The organism is Pantoea sp. SM3 (genome assembly GCF_000963995.1).
GTDB lineage: Bacteria > Pseudomonadota > Gammaproteobacteria > Enterobacterales > Enterobacteriaceae > Pantoea > Pantoea rwandensis_B.
Map to the genome: position 1 here is coordinate 59950 of NZ_JZRD01000002.1, position 20846 is coordinate 80795.

The following is a 20846-nucleotide window of genomic DNA, read 5'->3' on the forward strand; positions in this document are numbered from 1 at the left end:
CTTGCACTCCAGCATGCTCTCAGGTCAAATAGCGCCCATGCAAACGTTTGCGTGCGTGAGTCATGCATTTCTGTTGATTTAATGACCTATTCACGCATTTATGACGGCTTTGTGATGCATGTCTTGCGTTCAGGCAACCTTAAGTCGTTAAAAACGCGTAGCATGTGCCCCGTCGCACCAATGGCATGTTTAGCCGCCGTGATTTCGGCTGCATTGTTTAAAAAGCTTTAAATTCTGGAGAGACAGATGGACAACTCACAAACCGTTGCGCAGGGCACGGTTGAGGCCCGTTCAACAGGCTGGCGTAAGAGTGATACCGTGTGGATGCTGGGCCTCTACGGTACAGCGATAGGCGCAGGCGTTTTGTTCCTGCCTATCAATGCAGGTGCAGGTGGTCTAATCCCCCTGATTATTATGACAATCCTCGCGTTCCCCATGACCTACTATGCACACCGTGCTCTGACACGCTTTGTGCTGTCGGGTAAAAATCCCGGTGAAGATATTACTGAAGTGGTGGAAGAGCATTTCGGGGTGGGCGCCGGCAAAATCATCACCTTGCTCTATTTCTTCGCTATTTTCCCGATCCTGCTGATGTACAGCGTGGCGATCACCAACACCGTCGACAGTTTCATCGTGCACCAACTCGGTATGGTGTCGCCGCCGCGCGTGGTGCTGTCATTGGTCCTGATCATTGGCATGATGACCGTGGTGCGCTTTGGCGAGCAGATGATCGTGAAAGCGATGAGCGTGCTGGTGTTCCCGTTTGTTGCGGTGCTGATGTTGCTGGCGGCTTATCTGGTACCACACTGGCACGGCGCAGCTCTGGAAACGCTGTCGTTCAGCCAGGGGTCGGGCGATAGCAGCATCTGGATGACGCTGTGGCTGGCGATTCCGGTGATGGTGTTCTCCTTCAACCACTCGCCGATTATCTCGTCGTTTGCGGTGGCGAAGCGCAATGAATATGGCGCAGGCGCGGAAAAGAAATGCTCACGCATTCTCGCCAGCGCACATCTGATGATGGTGGTGACGGTGATGTTCTTCGTCTTCAGCTGCGTGCTGAGCCTGTCACCCGCGGATTTGCAGGCGGCGAAAGATCAAAACATCACCATTCTTTCCTATCTGGCGAACCACTTTAATGTGCCGATGATTGCCTGGATGGGACCGATTGTGGCGATGGTCGCCATCACCAAATCGTTCCTTGGCCACTATCTGGGCGCGCGTGAAGGCTTCAATGGAATTGTGGTGAAATCGCTGCGCAGCCGGGGGAAAAACGTATCGCCTCAGCGTCTGAACCGCGTGACAACCGGCTTTATGCTGCTGACCACCTGGCTGGTTGCCACCTGGAATCCGAGCATTCTCGGGATGATTGAAACTCTGGGCGGACCGATCATTGCGATGATTCTGTTCCTGATGCCGATGTACGCGATTCAGAAAGTCCCGGCGATGCGTCAGTACAGTGGCAAAATCAGCAATGTGTTTGTGGTCATTGTTGGCCTGTTAGCGATTTCGTCGATTGCGTATTCGCTGATGAATTAATGCAAAAGGGCGGCGCGAGGAATCGCGCCGCTCTGTCTTACACTGCCGCTGTCTTGAAGACGCTCATTGACTGCGCCAGTCGATCGGCCTGCTCCTGCAACGCTTGTGAAGCGGCAGAGGCTTCCTGCACCAACGCGGCATTCTGCTGAGTGACCGCTTCCATCTGGGTAATGGCCAGATTGATCTCACTGATACCGCTGCTTTGTTCGCTGCTGGCAATGGTGATTTCACTCATGATATCCGCCACGCTCTTCACGCTGTTCACCACTTCACCAATGGTGGTTCCCGCATGTGTCACCAGACGGCTGCCTTCATCCACTTTCGAGACTGAATCTTCAATCAGGACTTTAATCTCTTTCGCGGCAGAGGCGGAGCGCTGTGCCAGATTGCGCACTTCTGTCGCCACCACGGCAAATCCACGGCCTTGTTCACCCGCGCGAGCGGCTTCAACCGCAGCGTTGAGTGAGAGAATGTTGGTCTGGAAGGCAATGGAATCGATCACGCTGATGATATCGACGATCTTCTTAGAAGAGAGGGTGATCGCTTCCATCTTCTCGATGACCTGTTCCATCACCACGCCACCCTCTTTGGCGACGGTTGAGGTGGTGGCCACCAGCTGATTAGCTTCACGCGCGTTATCCGCATTGTGCTTCACGGTCGCGGTCATCTGCTCCATGGCGGAGGCGGTCTCTTCCAGCGAGCTGGCCTGCTGCTCGGTACGGGATGAGAGATCGATGTTACCGCTGGAGATCTGATTCGACGCGACGGCAATGGTGTCAGAACCGGCGCGTACGTTCGACACAATCGTCAGCAGGTTATCGTTCATCGCCTGCAGTGCCTGCATCAGCACGGCGGTTTCGTCTTTACCGCTGACTTCAATGTTTGAACTGAGATCGCCCGCCGCGACTTTCTCGGCAATGCCCACCGCTTCATTCAGCGGACGCACAATTGAGCGCGTCAGCATAAAGCCAAGCAGCACGGAGGCGGCAATCGCGATCGCCGAGAAGATCAGCGTGATTTCGATGGCGGTAGAGCCGTCATCAATAATGCCAGAGCCCTCTTTGCGCAGTTGATCTGACTGAGAGTTGGCAAAAGCCACCGCGCTATCAAGGTAGGCGTTCTGGGTGCTGGTGATTTTCTTCAGCACATAAGTGCTGGCTTCCTCGAGCTTGCCTGCACGTACCAGATCCAGCACTTCATTCTTTTGCTGCTCAAACAGTTGACTGGCGGCCAGCAGGCCGGCGATTTTCTTTTTACCGATTTCGGTAACCTGAATGGCTTCAATCTTTTTCATGGCGCTGTTGGTGCGCTCGGTTGCCTCATCCAACTGCTTGTAACGTTGCACGTTAGATTCCGGGCGCAGCGTATCAATCACCATACCGCGCAGGTATTTGATCTGATCGTTCACGCCATCGCGCACGTCAAAACCCAAACGGACTTTGACATAGCGGTCTTCCACAATTGAGGTGATGCCGTTTTTGATGTTGTTAATTTTCATAATCGACGTCACACCGACTACGCCCAGTAGGGCCACGACAAGCGCGAAGGCTATCCCTAAACGGGCGCCCACTTTCATATTCTTTAAGCTCAACATTGGTTCTCCCCGTAATGCTAAATAGTGTTGTTTTCAAGACGGAAAAGCAGGCAGTTGGCCTGCATCAGGCTGATGTTTTATAAGGTAAAGATACTTACCGGGCGTAATTAATCTGGTATGGCAGCACCGGTTCAAGCGCTATCAGTTATCGGTTGTTAATGTTTTAACTTTAATTTTTTAGAGGTGCGTCACAAAATCGTTAACATGATTAATGAGTGGATCGATGTGTGTGGGTGCAGGCAGGGCGTAAAAAAGGCGCGAAAATCGCGCCTGATTGGAAAAGGGAGAAGATAAAAAGGATTAGCGTTTCTTCTGCAGTACGCGATGAATGACGCTGGACAGTTCGTTAATCTCAAATTTCGCCACATAGCCATCGGCGCCGACTTTACGCACATGGTCTTCGTTGGCACTGCCGGAGAGCGAGGAGTGGATCACCACCGGAATCTGGCGTAATGCGTCGTCGCGTTTGATATTGCGCGTGAGCGTAAAGCCATCCATCTCTGGCATTTCGAGATCGGTTAGCACCAGCGCGATTTTGTCGTGGATCGACTCGCCTGCCGCTGCGGCTTCTTTCTGCATCTCGTTAATTTTGATCCAGGCTTCCAGACCGGTGTTATGCATGATGGCTGGAATGCCCATGCTTTTCAGACCCTGCTCCAGTAGCTGGCGCGCGACTTTGGAGTCTTCCGCGACAATCGCCACCTGGCCGGGCTTGAGGTTGAAGTCTTTCGCCGTCTCGGCGCTCGGCTCAACGCCGCGCACGGAAGGGATGATGTCATACAGAATTTGCTCAACGTCCAGCACCATCGCCAGATTGTTACTCTGACCGTCGGTGTCGAGGCAGGCAATACTGGTGATATTGCGGCTACCAATGCCGGCTTCAGCGGTGTGCACCTGATTCCAGTCCAGGCGCACAATATTTTCCACCGACTCCACAGCAAAGGCCTGCGTGCTGCGCGCATATTCGGTGACCAGCAGCAGATTGAGGCCGGTTTCCGGTTTGCAACCGGTCACCGCGGGCAGGTCGATGACCGGGATAAACTGACCGCGAATACTGGCCATACCGAGCAGCGGTGACTGCATACCCGCCGCACGGGTAATGGTCGGCATTGGCACGATTTCACGCAGTTTGAAAACGTTGATGCCGTAGAGCTCAGATTTGCCTTTCAGCTGATCGGAACCCAGGCGGAACAGCAGCAGTTCGAATTTATTGGAAAGCGCAAGGTTAGCGCGTTCATCGATCTCTTTCTGAAAATTATCCATCATGGCCTCAAGCGGAATCTGGGCAGGTAAAGGGGCAATGATTAACTTATCGGCAGCGCGGGAAAAAAATGAAGGGGCGGGCAGAAATTTTAGCGCGAGAGCGGATGCCCTCGCGCAAAAGGGGATTACTTCAGCAGGATGGCGCGGACGCTTTTGCCTTTGATCTTGCCTTCTTTCAGCTTGATCAGCGCTTTCTTCGCCTGTGCCGCATCAATCGCGACATAAGCATGCGTCTGCGTCAGGTCGATCTTGCCGATCTGATCGCCGCTAAATCCGGCTTCACCGGTGAGAGCACCGAGAATATCGCCCGGGCGGATTTTGGCTTTGCGCCCACCATCAATGCACAGCGTCATTTTAGTGGCAGGCAGCGCTTGCGCCGCTTTGCCTTTCAAGGTGGCGGAGGAAACCCAGTTGAGTTTCTGGCTCAGATACTCTTCCAGTGCATTAGCACGCACCATTTCATCGGGCGCGACAAAGCTCACGGCTAACCCTTTCTCACCCGCGCGACCGGTGCGGCCGATGCGGTGGATATGTACCTCAGGATCCCAGGCCAGTTGGAAGTTCACCACTAACGCCAGCGATTTGATATCCAGCCCGCGCGCGGCCACATCGGTGGCAATCAACACGCGGATACTGCCATTGGCGAATCGGATCAGGACGCGCTCACGGTCGCGCTGTTCCAGATCGCCATGCAGCGCCAACGCGCTGATCTGACGATCGTTCAACGCGGCGGCGATATCATCACATTCACGTTTGGTATTACAGAACACCACGCAAGAGGCAGGCTGCTGCTGGCTGAGCAGAGCACTGAGCAGATTGCCACGCTCACTGGCGCTGGCTTCGATAAATTGCTGGTCAATCGCGGGTAATTCGGCTTTATCTTCTGTGGCAACGGCCAGAGCATCGCGCTGGAAACGCTGGCTGAGGCTGGCAATGGTGTCTGGCCAGGTGGCAGAAAACAGCAGTGTCTGACGTGCTTCCGGCGTGAACCCGATGATGGCTTCCATGTCGTCGCGGAACCCCATCTCCAGCATGCGATCGGCTTCATCTAGCACCAGCGTCTGCAGTGCGTTGAGGTCGAGGTTGTCACGCTTGAGATGATCAAGGATACGGCCCGGCGTGCCGACCACAATATGTGGCGCATGCACCAGCGAATCGCGCTGCGCGCTCATCGGCTGGCCGCCACACAACGTCAAAATTTTAATGTTGCGCGTGAAGCGCGCGAGTTGGCGCAGCACGTTACTCACCTGATCCGCCAATTCGCGGGTAGGGCATAACACCAAAGCCTGGGTCTGGAAGCGGCTGATATCGATGCGTTGCAGCAAGCCAATACCAAAGGCTGCCGTTTTACCGCTGCCGGTTTTCGCCTGCGCACGCACATCGCGCCCTTCAAGAATGGCGGGCAATGAAGCCGCCTGAATAGGTGTCATGGCGTCGAAGCCCATCTCGCGCAGGTTGTCGAGTTGGCTGGCAGGGAGTTGCGTCAGGGTAGAAAAAGCGGTCACGGGAATGTCTCAAATAGCGGTCAGGATTGCGGCGGTCAGTCTCGCAGAAAGGGCTGCTATCGGCAATGCAAATCGCGTCATTGATAACATAGTGAAATCGATTAGCGCGGCGATCATTTGGCTAATTATTCACCTTTTATAGATGTGAAATTCTAATCATTTTTGTCAGTATGGCCGGTTGTTTTAAACGGTGTGAAACGTCTTTTTTGAATGAAAAGGTGCAATTAGCGTTGATAAAGGGACTGTATAGCGTCTTTTTGACCTGTTTTTGTCTATGTTACGCTTATGTGTCACTTAAGATGGGTAAAATTCCGATTAAAATAACCTGCCGTTTTGCTTTATATTTGGCGCGCCATTTGGCAAACAATAATATATTCAGAGGTCCACTTTGAGTCTTTACGTCCAGGGACAAAACGAAGACATTCTGAAAATCGTCGGCCGCGCCGTGTTAACCCTGCATCTGCACGGAGAGACCTTATCTTCGGATAAAGTCAGCTCCATGATTGCCTGTTACGCGGAAGAAGAGCCAGTTAGCGACGATGAAAACCAGCGTTTGTATGCGCTGGCGATTCAGATGTTATCGTAAATCCAGCCATCTGCAGTGGGCGCATGCCGCCCCTGCATTTACCGTTCATCAAGCCTCCTCACGGAGGCTTTTTTAATCTCAGGCACTGAACACCGCGGTACCACGCTGAAAGGTGGCACGCAGCGGGGAAATTCGTGCCACCGCTTCGGCGGAGCAGCTCGCCTCAACCAGCATCATGCTGGCATCATCCTGCACTTTCGGCCACTGGCGCTCGCCCTGATTCGACAGCGGCAGGATGCCGCCGGTGGCAATGTGCAGTGCCCGGCTCAAACCAAACTCATCCGAACCGCGATAGAGTTGCGCATACAGGTTGGCTTTCTCCAGCATGCTGCCGGTGCCAAACGGTGACCAGTGATCGATCACGCTGTCGGTGCCGGTCATCACCGTGATGCCCGCGGCCTGCAATTGCGGTAACGGCATGGTGAGTTTGCCGATGGGGATAGTAGACGCCACGCTCATCTGTTGTTCAGCCATGCCTGCAATCATCTTATCGAGCGTTTTGCCTTCCAGCGTGGCCAGCGCAAAGCCATGGCTCAGCGTCACTCTGCCTTTGAGCGGCGGGTTCTTCGCGATGGTGTCCACCATATATTGAATGGCCGCCACGCCAGACGGCGCGGTTTCGTGCAGATGGATATCGACACCACGATCAAAATCCAGCGCAATCTGGAACATGGCATCCAGCGAGGCCTGCATAGCGCCATCCACATTGGTGGGATCCAGTCCACCAACGTACTGCACGCCCATCTGCATCGCTTCGCGCATCAGGCCATCCACTTTTGAATGCAGTAAACCGTGCTGCGGGAAGGCGACAATTTCACAGGGAAATTCGGGGTGGTTCGCCAGCGCCAGCTTCAGATGCTCCAGGCTTTTCAGGCCACTCACCGGATCGATGTTGCAATGGCTGCGTGCTTCTGTGGTGCCTTTACTGTGCAATAAGCCGATCAACGCTTCAGCACGCGCCTGCGATGTGGGGAGCAGCTGCGGGATCAGTACCTGCTCACGGGCAATCATATCCATGATGGTTTTGCCCTGGCGCGGACGCGGGGCTTGCCAGGGGCCGCTGTAAAATGTTTTGTCCAGGTGGATGTGCATGTCACGGGTGCGCGGCAACAGCAGCGAGCCTTGGGCATCCCACTGCGGAATGTCGGCGTTGCGCGCTGTACCGGCGGCTTCGATGGCGGCAAATTTGCCGTCTTTGACGGTGATATCGTAAAGCGCTGTCCGCGTCGCGATGATGTCGTTGCCGTCACGCTCAAAGCCCTCTTCGAGGCGTACGTTGAGCAATTGGTAATGGTCCACGCGCGGTGGCGGCGCAGAGATTGGCGATACGGCGGAAGAGGGCGAGGGAGCGGCGGCGCTCATACCGGCTGCCAGCAGGCTTCCGGCGGCGGTGAGGCGGACGCCCTGGCTAATGAAATCGCGACGGCTAGGTGAAGTGAGGTGCATCAGAGGCTCCAGTCAACAAGGAAAACGTTAATCTGGCAAAACCCGGGGCGCGGCGCTGCGATATTTCCCACTGCTGAGCAGTGGAAAAATCACTGCCACTTCAACTGGCAAAATTCGACTAACGCCTCGGCCAGCGCCTGCTGCAAATCGTCCTGTGGGGAACGGCAAAAGAGTGCCAGTTCGAAGTGGTTGATCGGCGGTAAACCCTGAGTTTCATCCAGCACGCGATGCCCCGGCAAGCGACAGCTGGCAGGCAGCAAGGTCAGGCCTAAACCCGCCGCGCTGGCACTGGCGAGCGCCACCAGACTGGCACTGCTATAACTGATGCGCCAGCTGCGGCCCAGCGCATCCAGCGTCTGACACATCTCCTCGCGATACAGTCCCTGCTGGGGAAATACCACCAGCGGCACTGGCGTCTGCTCAAAGCAGGGGTGTTCGGCGCTGTCCAGCCACAGCAGGGGTTCCGGTCGCGCTGCCAATGGGCGTTCACCGCCGGGTTGCTTGATCAGCATGATATCCAGCTCTTCTCGCTGCCACGCACGATGCAAGTCGACATACATACCGCTCATCACGTCGAGGCGCAACTGAGGATGTTCGCGACTAAACTGTGCCAGCAGTGCTGCGGTGGGGGCTGCAAAATCCTCTGGCACGCCAAGGCGCAGGACGCCATCGCGCCACTTGTCGCTCAGTACATCGTGAGCCTCGCCGTTGAGCGCAATGATCCGGCGGGCATAGCCAAGTAATTTCTCTCCCTCCTCAGTTAACACCACCTGATGCGAGGTGCGTTCCAGCAGCGCTTTACCAATCATCTCTTCCAGGCGGCGAACCTGCTGGCTGACGGTGGATTGCGAGAGGTGCACGCGCTCAGCGGCGCGTGTGAAGCTGGCGGTTTCACATACCGCGACAAAACTGAGTAACTGCTGCGGCGTAAACATCGGCTGACGATTCATTTATCCACTGATCGCTATGGCGTTATTTCATTTCCAAATAGTAACCATTGCTGCGACCCTGACAACCTTTCTACTGCAGGATTGTGTATGAACCGACATTCCAACGGATTGACGCTCGCCGCTTTGGTGCTGGCCGGGCTCAATATGCGTCCGTTACTGACCTCTGTTAGCCCCTTGCTGGGCGAACTTCGCCAGGCCATGAGCCTCTCTTCGATTGCCGCTTCGTTGTTACCCGCCGTGCCGATGGTGATGATGGGCGCGGTGGCGCTACTCAGTGCCTCCCTGATGCAACGTGTTCCGCTGCAACGTTTGTTGATCGCTGGGCTGATCCTGCTGCTGCTGGCGCTGGCCGCACGCGGTGTGATTCACGACGGGCAATGGCTGGTGGTCAGCGCGCTTTTTGCCGGGCTGGGGGTTGGCGTGGTGCAGATGGCGATGCCGGGGTTGATTCGCCAGCGTTTTGCCCAGCGCAGCGCCCCCGTTACCGGGTTGTGGGCGGGGGCGTTAATGGGCGGCGGCGGATTGGGGGCAGCACTCTCGCCGTGGCTCAGCGCGCATTTCGGCTGGTCACTGGCGCTCACCGGTTGGGCACTGCCCGTATTACTGGCGATTGTGTTGTGGTGGATCGTGCGTGTGCCGGTGATGCAAAGCGCAGAGTCGGTCTCTATGCCCTCGCTTTGGCGCAAACCGCGCGCCTGGTCGCTGGCACTCAGTTTTGGCCTGGTCAATGGCGGCTATGCGACCTGCGTCGCCTGGCTTCCGGATGCTTATCACCATCTTGGCTGGTCAGCACAGGCGGGCGGCTCATTGCTGGGCGTGATGATCCTTTGCCAGGTGGCAGGCGCGTTGTTGATGCCCTTGCTGGCGCGCAAGGCGGATCGTCGTCCACAGCTGATCATCAGTCTGGTTTGCCAGCTGGTCGGTATGTGCGGTTTCCTGTTTGCCCCCCTGTTGGCGCCATGGTTGTGGGCGGCGATTGCCGGATTTGGTTTAGGGGCTGCGTTCCCGCTGGCGATGGTGCTGGCGCTCGATCACCTGCCACATCCGCAGGCGGGTGCACGCCTGGTGGCGTTTATGCAGGGCGCAGGTTTCATCATCGCCGGGTGTATGCCGTTTATCGCCGGTCAGTTGCAGGCGCTGACGCACAGTTTTACCAACGTATGGATGATGCAGGGCGCCGTGACGGTGGGATTGATCGTGCTGAATCTTCGCTTTCATCCCCACAGTTATCGTCGGGCCTTTGGTCAGACAGAGTGAGTATTGGTCCTACCAAAACGATTTAAATGTTGCCACATCGTCACATAACACGAAAAATCACCCCAGCGTCGTTGCTTTAGGTTAACAATGCATTAACTATCTGGAGCCAGAAAGCCCCGCACTGCATTTTGGTCCTACCAATTTCAGTGAGCAGAAGGGCAAGACCTGCGGCGCAAACCTGCATTGCCGTTGCGCTGCACTCATCTGGTAACCTCTGGAGATAACGGCATGCCGGTGTGGCAACAAAACTACGATCCTCTCAACAATCTGTGGCTCTCCAGCCTGGTGGCGGTGATTCCGATTGTGTTCTTCTTCTTCGCGCTGCTGAAGCTCAAGCTGAAAGGCTATCAGGCGGGCACCGCCACGGTGGTGATTGCACTGCTGGTGGCGCTGTTCCTGTATGGTATGCCGTTGGGCCAGGCGCTGGCTTCCGTGATATATGGCTTCCTGTACGGCCTGTGGCCAATCGCCTGGATCATCGTCGCGGCGGTATTTGTGTATAAAATCTCGGTGAAAACCGGGCAATTCGACATTATCCGCGCTTCGATCCTCTCGATTACTCCCGATCAGCGCTTGCAGATGCTGATCGTCGGTTTCTCCTTCGGCGCGTTTCTCGAAGGGGCGGCGGGTTTTGGCGCACCGGTGGCGATCACCGCAGCCCTGCTGGTGGGATTAGGCTTTAATCCGCTGTACGCGGCTGGCTTATGCTTGATCGTCAACACCGCGCCAGTGGCCTTTGGTGCGATGGGGATTCCGATTATTGTCGCCGGGCAAGTCACCGGACTCGACAGCTTCCAGATCGGGCAGATGGCCGGGCGTCAATTGCCGTTCCTGACCATCATTGTACTGTTCTGGATCATGGCGATTATGGATGGCTGGCGCGGTATCAAGGAAACATGGCCAGCGGTGATCGTGGCGGGCGGATCGTTCGCCATTGCCCAGTTCCTCAGCTCCAACTTCCTCGGCCCTGAACTGCCGGACATCATTTCCTCGCTGGCCTCACTCATCTGCCTCACGCTGTTCCTGCGCCGCTGGAAGCCGGTGCGTATTTTCCGCTTCGATGAGAAAACCGCTGTCGATCCCACACAAACGAACAAGCGCTATACGTTGGGCCAGATTGTGCGCGCGTGGATGCCATTCCTGTTCCTCACTGCCACCGTCACCCTGTGGAGCATTCCGCCGTTCAAAGCGCTGTTTGCTAAAGGTGGCGTGATGTACGACTGGGTGTTTAGCGTTCCGGTGCCGCTGCTGCATGAGCTGGTGGCACGTATGCCACCGGTGGTGAGTGCGGCAACGCCTTATGCGGCCATCTTCAAGTTTGATGTGCTGTCAGCCACCGGCACAGCGATTATCGTGGCGGCGGTGCTGTCAGTGATTTGGCTGCGTATGAAGCCCGCAGCGGCGATCCAGACCTTCGGTGAGACGCTGAAAGAGTTGGCATTGCCCATCTACTCAATCGGTATGGTGCTGGCCTTCGCCTTTATCTCCAACTACTCCGGATTGTCTGCCACACTGGCCTTAGCGCTGGCGCACACCGGCAATGCCTTTACTTTCTTCTCGCCGTTCCTTGGCTGGCTTGGTGTGTTTCTGACAGGATCCGATACCTCTTCTAATGCGCTGTTCGCGGCGTTGCAGGCCACCACCGCGCAGCAGATTGGTGTGTCGGATGTGCTGCTGGTGGCCGCCAACACCACGGGGGGCGTGACGGGTAAGATGATTTCACCTCAGTCGATAGCCATCGCCTGCGCCGCCGTGGGGCTGGTGGGTAAAGAGTCGGATCTGTTCCGCTTTACCGTTAAACACAGTCTGATCTTCACCTGTATGGTGGGGGTGATCACGACGCTGCAAGCTTATGTCTTAACCTGGATGATTCCATGACAGAAAACACGCCGCGATTAGCGGAAACGCTACGGGCGCGATTGCTCGCCTGGATTGAGAAACATCAGCTGGAGCCGGGTATGCGCTTACCGGCCGAGCGCCAGCTGGCCGCTGAGTTCGGTGTGTCACGCTCATCATTGCGTGAGGCGATTCAGCAGCTGATCAGTAGCGGCGTGTTAATCAGTAAACGCGGCGGCGGTACCTGGCTATGTGAGCCGCAGGAACCCTGGTCGGAACAGCGGATTGTCGAGCCGATTCGCCAACTGCTGGCGGACGACCCGGATTATCGCTGGGATATCCTGGAAGCGCGCCACGCCATCGAAGCCAGTACCGCCTGGCACGCCGCCTTGCGTGCCACGGAAGCGGATAAAGAGAAGCTGCGTCTTGCCTTTGATGCGCTGCTGAAGATGCACGACTGTGACGATCCCGATATCGCGGCGCAGGCCGATCTGCGCTTCCATCTCGCCATTGCTGAGGCCTCGCACAATGTGGTGCTACTGCAAACCATGCGCGGTTTCTTCGATTTGCTGCAGTCTTCGGTACTGCACAGCCGCCAGCGCATGTACACCCAGCCGGTGATTTTTAATCGCCTGAATGAACAGCACCAGGCGATGTTCGATGCGGTGATGGCCGGTGATGCCGAGTCGGCACGCCAGGCGGCGATGGATCACCCCGGCTTTGTGCATACCACCTTGAAATCGCTCCATGAAGATGAAGCCCGGCAGGCGCGGATTACCCGCTTGCCAGGCGAGTCTCTGGATAATCGTAAGGAAAAAAACTGATGATCATCTCTGCAGCCAGTGACTATCGCGCCGCGGCGCAACGCATCCTGCCCCCGTTCCTGTTCCACTACCTTGACGGCGGCGCGTATGCCGAACACACCCTGAAGCGCAATGTGTCCGATCTGTCGGACGTGGCACTGCGTCAGCGTGTGTTGAAGAACATGTCCGATCTCAGTCTGGAAACCAAACTGTTCAACGAAACGCTGTCGATGCCGGTCGCGTTAGCGCCTGTGGGTTTGTGCGGCATGTACGCGCGACGCGGGGAAGTGCAGGCCGCGCGTGCAGCGGCACTAAAAGGCATTCCGTTCACGCTCTCCACCGTATCGCTGTGTCCGATTGAAGAGGTGGCGCCTGCCATTAATCGTCCGATGTGGTTCCAGCTGTATGTGCTGCGCGATCGTGGCTTTATGCGTAACGCACTGGAACGCGCGAAAGCGGCGGGCTGTTCAACGCTGGTCTTCACCGTGGATATGCCGACGCCGGGCGCGCGTTACCGCGACGCGCATTCGGGCATGAGCGGGCCAAACGCGGCGATGCGTCGCTACTGGCAAGCGGTGACGCATCCGCAGTGGGCGTGGGATGTGGGGCTGAATGGCCGTCCGCACGATCTCGGTAATATCTCTGCTTATCTAGGTAAGCCCACCGGACTGGAAGATTACATTGGCTGGCTGGCCAATAACTTCGACCCGTCGATCTCATGGAAAGACCTGGAGTGGATTCGCGAGTTCTGGGATGGCCCTATGGTGATCAAAGGCATTCTGGATCCCGAAGATGCGCGTGATGCGGTGCGCTTTGGCGCGGACGGCATTGTGGTCTCTAACCATGGCGGACGCCAGCTGGATGGCGTGCTGTCATCGGCACGTGCACTGCCCGCGATTGCAGACGCCGTGAAAGGCGATATTGCCATTCTGGCTGACAGTGGTATCCGCAATGGTCTGGATGTGGTGCGCATGATCGCGCTCGGTGCAGACACCGTGCTGCTAGGCCGTGCCTTTATCTATGCGCTGGCGACTCATGGCCAGCGTGGCGTTGAGAATTTGCTGAATTTGATCGAAAAAGAGATGAAAGTGGCGATGACGCTGACCGGGGCAAAAACCATTGCCGAGATCACCCAAGACTCGCTGGTGCAGGCGAATGCGCTGCTGAGCGAAGCGGGTTTACATCCGGCTCGTCCACGTGCCGTGAGCTGAGGCGCGGAAAGCAAAATGAGTGGCGTTGTCTATACTGACTGCTGTCTGACTAACAGGAGGAATGACATGACCATTCATAAGAAAGGATCGGCCCATTGGGAAGGCGACATCAAAGGCAAAGGTACTGTGAGCACCGAAAGCGGCGTGCTGAACAACCAGCCTTACGGTTTTAATACCCGTTTTGAGGGTGAGAAGGGCACCAATCCGGAAGAGCTGATTGGTGCTGCACATGCGGCGTGCTTCTCCATGGCGTTGTCGCTGATGCTGGGTCAGGCTGGCCATCCGCCAAAAAGCATCGACACCACGGCGGATGTGTCACTGGACAAAAAAGGTGAAGGTTTTGCCATTACCAAAATCGCACTGACCAGCACCATTGCGTTGCCAGGCATCGACAGTGCCAAATTTGATGAGATTATTCAGAAAGCCAAAGCGGGCTGCCCGGTCTCTCAGGTGCTGAATGCCGAGATCAGCCTGGACTACACGCTGAATAATTAATCGCCCTTACGGTTTACCAGCGGTAGAATAGCGATGCGCCTTTGGGCGCATCGTTGCTTTCTGCCGTCTGGAGGATGCGTGGGGAAAAAACTGGCTGCAACTAAACACTGGAAAATGATTGTGGTGCTGCTGTGCATTTGCGGCGCGCTGATGCTGATTCGTTGGGCTGCCATGATATGGGGCTGAAAGATTGGATCTGCCGCCATAAGCTCGGCGTGCTAGTGATGGTGATTCTGGTGCTGGAAGGGGTGCACTATCTGCTGACCGCCTCCTGGTTACCGTGGTAACTCGGTTGATTCAGGCGTATTCGCTGTCTGGCTGACGAACGTTACGCACACTGCTGCGCGCAATGCGATAGGCCTTGCGTGGGTCGCCCGCCACAAACTCAAAGGTGGGTGAGTAGTAGAATGGCAACCAGCCTTCAAAGCTGCTCTCCCACTCCCAACGTACCGGGCAGGGCCAGAGAATGCCATCATACAAAATGTAATAAACCCAGCGTCCGTTTGGACGACGGGGGCGATGATTCTTCATGGGATTCACAACGGTAATAGTGTAAAGCAGCTTATATTTTGGACGCTGCGCGCCGATCTTGCAATGCCGTCTGGCTTATTTTTTGTACAATGAATATAAAATGGCACCGAATTAACGGTGCACTTCCCCGCACAGCAGGACCACATTCGGCCGGACTTTATGGATGCGGTCGGCCATTTGCTCACAGGCCACTTTGGTCGGGTAGATACGTTCTGACACGGGTAAGGCGTCACAGGCATCATGTCCACACGCGCTCACTAACAACACAAAACCAATCAGCATGATTGGACTCCTTTAACACGTTCCTGATGATACGGAAGCAGTGGCTATTTGTTCCTTTTTTTAATCCAGTATAGCCAAACGGCACGAGAGTCAATGATCACCCTGAGCGGCCTGGTGGTGCGAACGGTGAGATTATAACCAGCCGGACGCACATCAGCAGTACAATCTGGGCTAAACTGTGCGGCCCTGACAAGAATGATGAGTGAGTGACCAATGTTGAACGAAATTGCCCATCCGGCCAGCAGCCCAAAACAAGCCGCGCTGCAACTGGTGATTGAACTGGTGCGTGCAGGCAAACTCAGCCCAATGCAAGGCGATGCTTCAAACATGATTTCTATCTACGAGCAGTTCAAAGCCCATTTTGAGGCGGACAAACACAAAGACTCGGCCATTTCCTGATGCTTTTATCCTAAAAACAGCGCAAGAGATTGCGCTGTTTTTTTTATGCGTAGAACCAGGCGGGCAGAATCGCGATCAAGTTATTCAACGTATGCAGGAAGATGGGCAGCGCGAGGCTATTGCTGCGCAGACGGGCGTAACACAGCAACAGTGAAAACAGCGTCAGGGCCACTATGGTTTCCCAATGCACGTACTGCGTGTGCATCGCGGCGAACAGCAGTGAGGTGAGCAGCATGCAGGCGAAGCGACTCTTCGGCGCCCACAACAGAAACCCCTGTAACAGAAAACCGCGGAACAACACCTCTTCAAACACTGGCGCCAGCAGCACGGCGGTTAGCAGCAGGATCAACATCGAACTGCGACCCTGTTGGCTCTGGGCAATCAACCAGCCTTCCGGTTGCAGGAATTGCGTTTGCGCCACCATCAGTGCCACCAGCGCACCCACAAACAGTAACGCCTGACCAGGGCGGAGATATCCCAGCGGAATGTCAGTGCGGCGTTGGCAGTAAAAACGATACAGCGGATAAATGACCGCGAATTCGAACAAGCAGAGCACAGGCACCAGTAAACCGTTATTACGCAGCGCCCCGTAGTTGGGAAACAGCGTAATCAGCATGGTCACGACGTAATACACCACAAAGCTCGCGGCATAGAACAGCGTCAGCGTCACTTTGTCGGATTGGGTGTCCATAGTCAGCTCAATGGGCAGAGGAAAACGCATAGTAGCAATGGCGATCATCGCTGTCGAGATGGCCCCACACAGAATCGCACTGCTCAAAAATTCCGCCGCGAGGACTAAATCTGCGGCGGCCTGCGCCGATAACCGAAAAAACCATTACAGGACAGAGGCGTCTTGAACGCGCACCCTGTCTTCTCTTTTGCTGCCTCTGTTTTGCGAGCATATTGCATGAATTCTGAGTATCACCGGCACGCGACCTTGCCTGCCAGGGCTAATATGGAAGCGCACACCGTTCGGGTGACGCGACGCAGTTTGCGCACCTTGACGTCGCTGCTGTTTGGCGTGCTGCTGCTTTCAGTCGTGATGGTGCTGGTGATAGCCCACCGACAAAACAGCGACTCGATCCAGCAGGATGTCAACCTGATGCGCCAGGCCTGGCAGCAGCAGCAGCAAAATATGATTATTGATGTGCGTGATTACGCGAACTGGGGCGAAGGCTGGAAAAACCTGCATCTGACGGTGAATAAAGTCTGGGCGTGGGACGAGGAGAACTTAGGGCCGGGTCTGTACAAGGAGTATCACTACGACGGCGTGTTTGTGATCGATGGTGCAGGCAAAACGCGCTATGCGGTGGTGGATGGCAAATTGTCAGAGGCTTCGCTGGAGAGTTGGTTAGGCGGGCAAAGTGCATTGTTACTGGCCGCCGCACGTCACCAGGCTGAGGAGGGCATCACGCGCAATGCGATGATTAATCAGCAGCCGGCATTGGTGGTGGCTGCGCCGATCACCCCAGGAAAGGTGCCCAATCTCCCCAATATCCCTGGCCCGCCTTCGGTGATGGTTTTCGTGAAAATCATGACACCGGAAAAAATGCAGGCACTTGGCAAGTCGCTTAACGTGATTGCCCCACGAATTGCCAATGGCTTAAACGATGCGTTGTATGAACCGCGGCTGGTTGAGCCGGTGATCCAGGGGGAACCGTTGGTGTTGCGCTGGAAGGCCAAAAATCCCGGTTTTGGCGTGATCTGGCTGATGATGCCGCTTTTGCTGTTTACGGCGCTGGCGGTTGCGCTGGTGACACGCCGGGTGGTGCGCCATGCACTGCATAATGCGGTCATTTCCGATCGTCGCTTTGAAATGCTAGCCATCAGCCAGCGTGAGCTGGCCAACAGTGAAGAGCGTTTTCGCGATCTGGCAGAAGCCGCCTCGGACTGGATTTGGGAAGTCGACGATCAGGGCCGTCTTTGCTATCTCTCCTCGCGCTTTGCGGCAGTCACCGGTCACGATATCAAAAGCTGGATTGGACGCCCGCTGGATCAGCTCCTTAGCCATCCTAGCCATTCGCTGGTGGCCTGGCTGCTGCGTCAGGGCGATGAAATGCAGCATGTGCCGCTGCGCTGTCAGTTTATGGCCGCCAATGGTGAGCGTCGTATCGGTGAGTTGATGGCAAAGACCATTCGCCGCAACGGCTTGCGTACCGGCTTTCGCGGTGCAGTGTCTGATATCACCCATGAAGTGGATGCGGAAGCACGCATCCAGTTCCTGTCACGCCACGATCTGCTCACTGGCCTCGCCAACCGCATGCAACTGCAGGAATTTCTGACCACGCATCTGGAACACGCCACGCAAGCGACACCGCTGTTTGTCATCAGCTTCGATCTGGATCAGTTCAAACCGATCAACGATTCGTGGGGCCACGCGGTGGGCGATGTGGTGCTGAATGAGATCTCTCAGCGGCTGAAAAATCTGATTGGTCCTGATGAGCTGGCGGCACGGTTGGGCGGGGATGAGTTTATTCTGCTGCTGCGCGAAAGCTCGCGTGCCGGTCTGGAGTATCGTTGCCGAGCGCTGCAACGCGCCGTCCATCAGCCCATTATCACCGGCTCGCACCAACTGAGCCTGACCGCCAGCATGGGTATTGTCAGCGCACCGCAGGATGCCAGCCAACCGGAAGCCTTGCTGCGACTGGCGGACATTGCACTCGGTCAGGCACGCACGGCTGGACGCGATCGCTGGGTGTGGTACTCCAACGATATGGCCAACCATATTCAATCGAAACGCGATATGGTGCAGGCGATTGAAGAGGCGCTGCGCAACAACACGTTTTCACTGCACTATCAGCCGCGTTACCAGCTGCAAAGTGGACAGCTGGCTGGCGCGGAAGCGCTGATTCGCTGGCAAGTGGCTGAGGAACAATGGATTACCCCTGACCGCTTTATTCCGCTGGCGGAAGAGAATGGGCTGATCGCTGCCATCAGTGACTGGGTACTCATGCGCGCCTGCCATGATGCCAGCGATTGGGGCGACCAGCGCTACGTATCCGTGAACATCTCTCCGGTGGAATTTCGTAACAGCGATCTGGTGGATCGTGTCGCACACGCGCTGGCGGTTAGCGGTTTACCGGCCACACGGCTGGAACTGGAGATCACTGAAAACGTGACCTTCGAGCATCCCGATCGTGCGCTGGAAATCATGCAGGGGTTGCGTGCGCTGGGTGTGCGGCTGACGGTGGATGATTTTGGTACCGGCTATGCTGCCTTAGGCTATCTCAAAACCTTCCCGTTCAATGGCTTGAAAATCGATCGATCGTGGATGAAAGAGTTCCCGGAATCCAGACAGGCACAATCAGTGGTGGCGGGGATTGTCGGATTGGCGCGGGCATTTGCACTCACCATCACGGCAGAAGGGATTGAAACCGAAGCGCAGCTCAATGAGCTTAAGGCGCTTTCTTGTGAAGAGGGGCAGGGCTATTTTCTCGGCAAGCCAATGCCACTTGCGGCGTTTAAAGTGCGCTTGCAGAATGAAAAAGAAGCCGCTCAATAAGTGCGGCTTCTCGGTTATGGCGGCGGTTTAGCCGCCCATCTCATCAGGGCTTAACGCACCCGCACCGCAACCACGGTCATCAGGATGGCAAAGCCGATAAAAATGGCAAGTTCCATCATCGTCTCCTCAGATAATTCTTAGTTAATTATAGTGACTGAGTGCGTAATTTTTAGACTGGGCGTGCGATTAATCCTGGAAATTGAGAGGAAGATCGCGCGTTAGAGCACAATTATTCGACTCATCCTCTGTCATTGTTTTCACAATAAGGGCTTGCTTTGTTACTCTCGGGAACGGTTCGTTTACTATCCAGGAGGAGAAACTTGTGACCCATTATGGAAAAGCGTTACTGGCTACGGCCTTTTTTGCCTTAACCGCCTGTCAGTCCGCCAGCAAACCGGACAGCACCGCTGCCGTCAGCCACGATCCCGAAACCGATCAGTGTGGCGCATCGCAATATCAGAATTATATCGGCCAGCCACTGAGTAGCCTTGATACCCAACGCTTTGCGATGCCAGTGCGCGCCATTCCGTGGAACGGTGCCGTCACCATGGACTTCAATCTGCGCCGCCTGAACTTTACCGCCGACCAAAGCGGTAAAATTTCGCGGGTTTATTGCGGGTAAATTCAAACGGACATCGCATTGTCATCGGGCTGTCATGGCGCCGGGCGAGAATAGCTGCGCATTACGGAGATTTCCTCGTCACTCTCGAATATGCAATGCTCGTCTTGTTTCTTCCCGCCTCGGCGGGAATTTTTTTATCTATTAATCCGTACTGGATTAATTGAGGAGCGACGATGAGACACACCGGTAAAATCCTGCTAATCACCCTGTTATTAAGCCCACTGGCGCACGCCTCGAGCGAAGCCGCCTGGCAGCAAAACACGCAAAGCCGGCAGCAAGCTTGTCTGAAAGCCAGCGGCCTGAAAGGAGTGAAGGTGGTGGGGAAACCGATTCAGTATGACGATAGCGTCGGTTACGATGCGGTACTGCTGGAAGGGCGTTATCCACAGAAGCACATGAAAAACCAGCTCGGGCATGAGCTGTGTATGTATCAACGTGCGAGCGGTAAGGCTGTGGTCAGCGAAGCCGATCATCTGCGTGTCGTGAAGTAAAACGCGATGAGGCGCGCCTGCAAACGGCGCGCCTGCAAGCCGCTGAACGCTGCAGATGTTTTTAGAGCCCGCCTGCAAGCGGCAGGTCTGGAAGCCGTTGAGCGCTGCAGATGTCTTTAAGATCCACCGCAAACGGTGCGTCTGGAAGTCACTGAACGCTGATGTCTTAGGAGGATCCGCCTGCACACAAGGTGATTTGGCAGGCGGCTGAATGACGGCACATTACGGCTTTTGTTGTCTGTCTTCCAGCAGCTGCGCCAGCAAATTACGGTAGCTTTGTAGCTGCTGCTCATCTCCTTCAAATTCCAGTTTCGCAATCACCCGCGCAATGATCGCTTTGCTGGTCGCGGGCTGACCATCATCCATCAATTCGCGCATGATCGCTGCCAGCAGATCGCTCTCGTGCGGCGCATGCCAGGCAGGACTGTTGAAGTAGTCGGTAATCGCCCGACTGGCGCTGTTAGGATGTGTTCTCATGGCTGACCTCCGCAGAGACAACGATGCCCACCGCCGTTTATTGGCAGCATTGGGAAATAT

Annotated in this window: 21 protein-coding genes; 12 read left to right on the forward strand and 9 right to left on the reverse strand. The window is 55.7% G+C overall.

Features of this window, described 5'->3' with window-relative positions; all coding sequences use genetic code 11:
* Positions 1 to 246: 246 nt before the first annotated feature.
* On the forward strand, positions 247 to 1536 hold the full coding sequence (locus VI01_RS01320; RefSeq protein WP_045813732.1) for an HAAAP family serine/threonine permease: 1290 nt from the start codon (positions 247 to 249) through the stop codon (positions 1534 to 1536).
* Between the two features lie 37 nt (positions 1537 to 1573).
* Here the strand turns inward: VI01_RS01320 and VI01_RS01325 are convergent, their stop codons facing one another.
* From VI01_RS01325 to dbpA, 3 genes are all read right to left on the reverse strand, one after another.
* On the reverse strand, positions 1574 to 3130 hold the full coding sequence (locus VI01_RS01325) for a methyl-accepting chemotaxis protein (protein WP_045813733.1): 1557 nt from the start codon (positions 3128 to 3130) through the stop codon (positions 1574 to 1576).
* 300 nt (positions 3131 to 3430) lie between these two features.
* Complete coding sequence (locus tag VI01_RS01330) at positions 3431 to 4393, reverse strand: chemotaxis protein (protein ID WP_045813734.1); 963 nt, start codon at positions 4391 to 4393, stop codon at positions 3431 to 3433.
* A 125-nt stretch (positions 4394 to 4518) separates the two neighbouring features.
* A complete protein-coding gene (gene dbpA, locus VI01_RS01335) occupies positions 4519 to 5898 on the reverse strand; it encodes an ATP-dependent RNA helicase DbpA (RefSeq protein WP_045813735.1) in 1380 nt (459 codons plus the stop codon).
* Positions 5899 to 6286: 388 nt separating this feature from the next.
* On the opposite strand from dbpA, the gene VI01_RS01340 reads away from it, so the two are divergent.
* The gene (locus tag VI01_RS01340) at positions 6287 to 6484 is read left to right on the forward strand and encodes a hypothetical protein (protein ID WP_038648725.1); all 198 of its coding nucleotides are present in this window, start codon (positions 6287 to 6289) and stop codon (positions 6482 to 6484) included.
* A gap of 78 nt (positions 6485 to 6562) precedes the next feature.
* On the opposite strand, the gene VI01_RS01345 is transcribed toward VI01_RS01340, so the two are convergent.
* Together VI01_RS01345 and VI01_RS01350 are read right to left on the reverse strand one after the other, a co-directional pair.
* Positions 6563 to 7930 carry an amidohydrolase family protein gene (locus VI01_RS01345; protein WP_045813736.1) on the reverse strand — a complete coding sequence of 456 codons (1368 nt, stop codon included), beginning with the start codon at positions 7928 to 7930 and terminating at the stop codon, positions 6563 to 6565.
* 89 nt (positions 7931 to 8019) lie between these two features.
* Positions 8020 to 8880, reverse strand: a complete 861-nt coding sequence (locus VI01_RS01350; RefSeq protein WP_045813737.1) for a LysR substrate-binding domain-containing protein — start codon at positions 8878 to 8880, stop codon at positions 8020 to 8022.
* A gap of 87 nt (positions 8881 to 8967) precedes the next feature.
* Here VI01_RS01350 and VI01_RS01355 point away from each other — a divergent pair, with 87 nt between their 5' ends.
* The 6 genes from VI01_RS01355 (at position 8968) to yniD (ending at position 14668) form a co-directional block, all read left to right on the forward strand.
* Positions 8968 to 10137 carry a cyanate transporter gene (locus VI01_RS01355; protein ID WP_045813738.1) on the forward strand — a complete coding sequence of 390 codons (1170 nt, stop codon included), beginning with the start codon at positions 8968 to 8970 and terminating at the stop codon, positions 10135 to 10137.
* A 228-nt stretch (positions 10138 to 10365) separates the two neighbouring features.
* Positions 10366 to 12015 (forward strand): L-lactate permease, encoded by a 1650-nt coding sequence (gene lldP / locus VI01_RS01360; protein ID WP_045813739.1) that lies wholly within the window; start codon positions 10366 to 10368, stop codon positions 12013 to 12015.
* Entirely contained in the window at positions 12012 to 12797 is a 786-nt protein-coding gene (lldR, locus tag VI01_RS01365; protein WP_045813740.1) for a transcriptional regulator LldR, read from the forward strand. Before lldP ends, lldR begins: the two co-directional genes overlap by 4 nt.
* Positions 12797 to 13987 (forward strand): FMN-dependent L-lactate dehydrogenase LldD, encoded by a 1191-nt coding sequence (gene lldD, locus VI01_RS01370; RefSeq protein ID WP_038648716.1) that lies wholly within the window; start codon positions 12797 to 12799, stop codon positions 13985 to 13987. The genes lldR and lldD overlap by 1 nt, the downstream gene beginning before the upstream one ends.
* 66 nt (positions 13988 to 14053) lie before the next feature.
* A complete protein-coding gene (locus tag VI01_RS01375; RefSeq protein WP_038648715.1) occupies positions 14054 to 14482 on the forward strand; it encodes an OsmC family protein in 429 nt (142 codons plus the stop codon).
* Positions 14483 to 14560: 78 nt separating this feature from the next.
* Positions 14561 to 14668, forward strand: a complete 108-nt coding sequence (gene yniD / locus VI01_RS25655; protein WP_097117533.1) for a small membrane protein YniD — start codon at positions 14561 to 14563, stop codon at positions 14666 to 14668.
* Between the two features lie 111 nt (positions 14669 to 14779).
* Here the strand turns inward: yniD and VI01_RS01380 are convergent, their stop codons facing one another.
* Both VI01_RS01380 and VI01_RS25535 read right to left on the reverse strand, forming a co-directional pair.
* Positions 14780 to 15013, reverse strand: a complete 234-nt coding sequence (locus VI01_RS01380) for a hypothetical protein (RefSeq protein WP_038648712.1) — start codon at positions 15011 to 15013, stop codon at positions 14780 to 14782.
* A 111-nt stretch (positions 15014 to 15124) separates the two neighbouring features.
* Positions 15125 to 15295: a hypothetical protein gene (locus VI01_RS25535; RefSeq protein WP_007887091.1), complete on the reverse strand. Its 171-nt coding sequence runs from the start codon at positions 15293 to 15295 to the stop codon at positions 15125 to 15127.
* A gap of 213 nt (positions 15296 to 15508) precedes the next feature.
* On the opposite strand from VI01_RS25535, the gene VI01_RS01385 reads away from it, so the two are divergent.
* On the forward strand, positions 15509 to 15694 hold the full coding sequence (locus VI01_RS01385) for a hypothetical protein (protein ID WP_034830477.1): 186 nt from the start codon (positions 15509 to 15511) through the stop codon (positions 15692 to 15694).
* Positions 15695 to 15737: 43 nt separating this feature from the next.
* Here the strand turns inward: VI01_RS01385 and VI01_RS01390 are convergent, their stop codons facing one another.
* Positions 15738 to 16385, reverse strand: a complete 648-nt coding sequence (locus VI01_RS01390; protein ID WP_034830547.1) for a CPBP family intramembrane glutamic endopeptidase — start codon at positions 16383 to 16385, stop codon at positions 15738 to 15740.
* A gap of 216 nt (positions 16386 to 16601) precedes the next feature.
* Between VI01_RS01390 and VI01_RS01395 the strand changes: the two genes are divergently transcribed.
* The 3 genes from VI01_RS01395 (at position 16602) to VI01_RS01405 (ending at position 20309) form a co-directional block, all read left to right on the forward strand.
* The gene (locus tag VI01_RS01395) at positions 16602 to 19196 is read left to right on the forward strand and encodes an EAL domain-containing protein (RefSeq protein WP_045813741.1); all 2595 of its coding nucleotides are present in this window, start codon (positions 16602 to 16604) and stop codon (positions 19194 to 19196) included.
* 322 nt (positions 19197 to 19518) lie between these two features.
* Positions 19519 to 19818 carry an I78 family peptidase inhibitor gene (locus tag VI01_RS01400; RefSeq protein WP_045813742.1) on the forward strand — a complete coding sequence of 100 codons (300 nt, stop codon included), beginning with the start codon at positions 19519 to 19521 and terminating at the stop codon, positions 19816 to 19818.
* Between the two features lie 173 nt (positions 19819 to 19991).
* Positions 19992 to 20309, forward strand: a complete 318-nt coding sequence (locus tag VI01_RS01405) for a hypothetical protein (protein ID WP_038648704.1) — start codon at positions 19992 to 19994, stop codon at positions 20307 to 20309.
* A 222-nt stretch (positions 20310 to 20531) separates the two neighbouring features.
* Here VI01_RS01405 and VI01_RS01410 read toward each other — a convergent pair whose 3' ends face one another.
* Entirely contained in the window at positions 20532 to 20786 is a 255-nt protein-coding gene (locus tag VI01_RS01410) for a biofilm development regulator YmgB/AriR family protein (RefSeq protein ID WP_038648702.1), read from the reverse strand.
* Between the last annotated feature and the right edge of the window lie 60 nt (positions 20787 to 20846).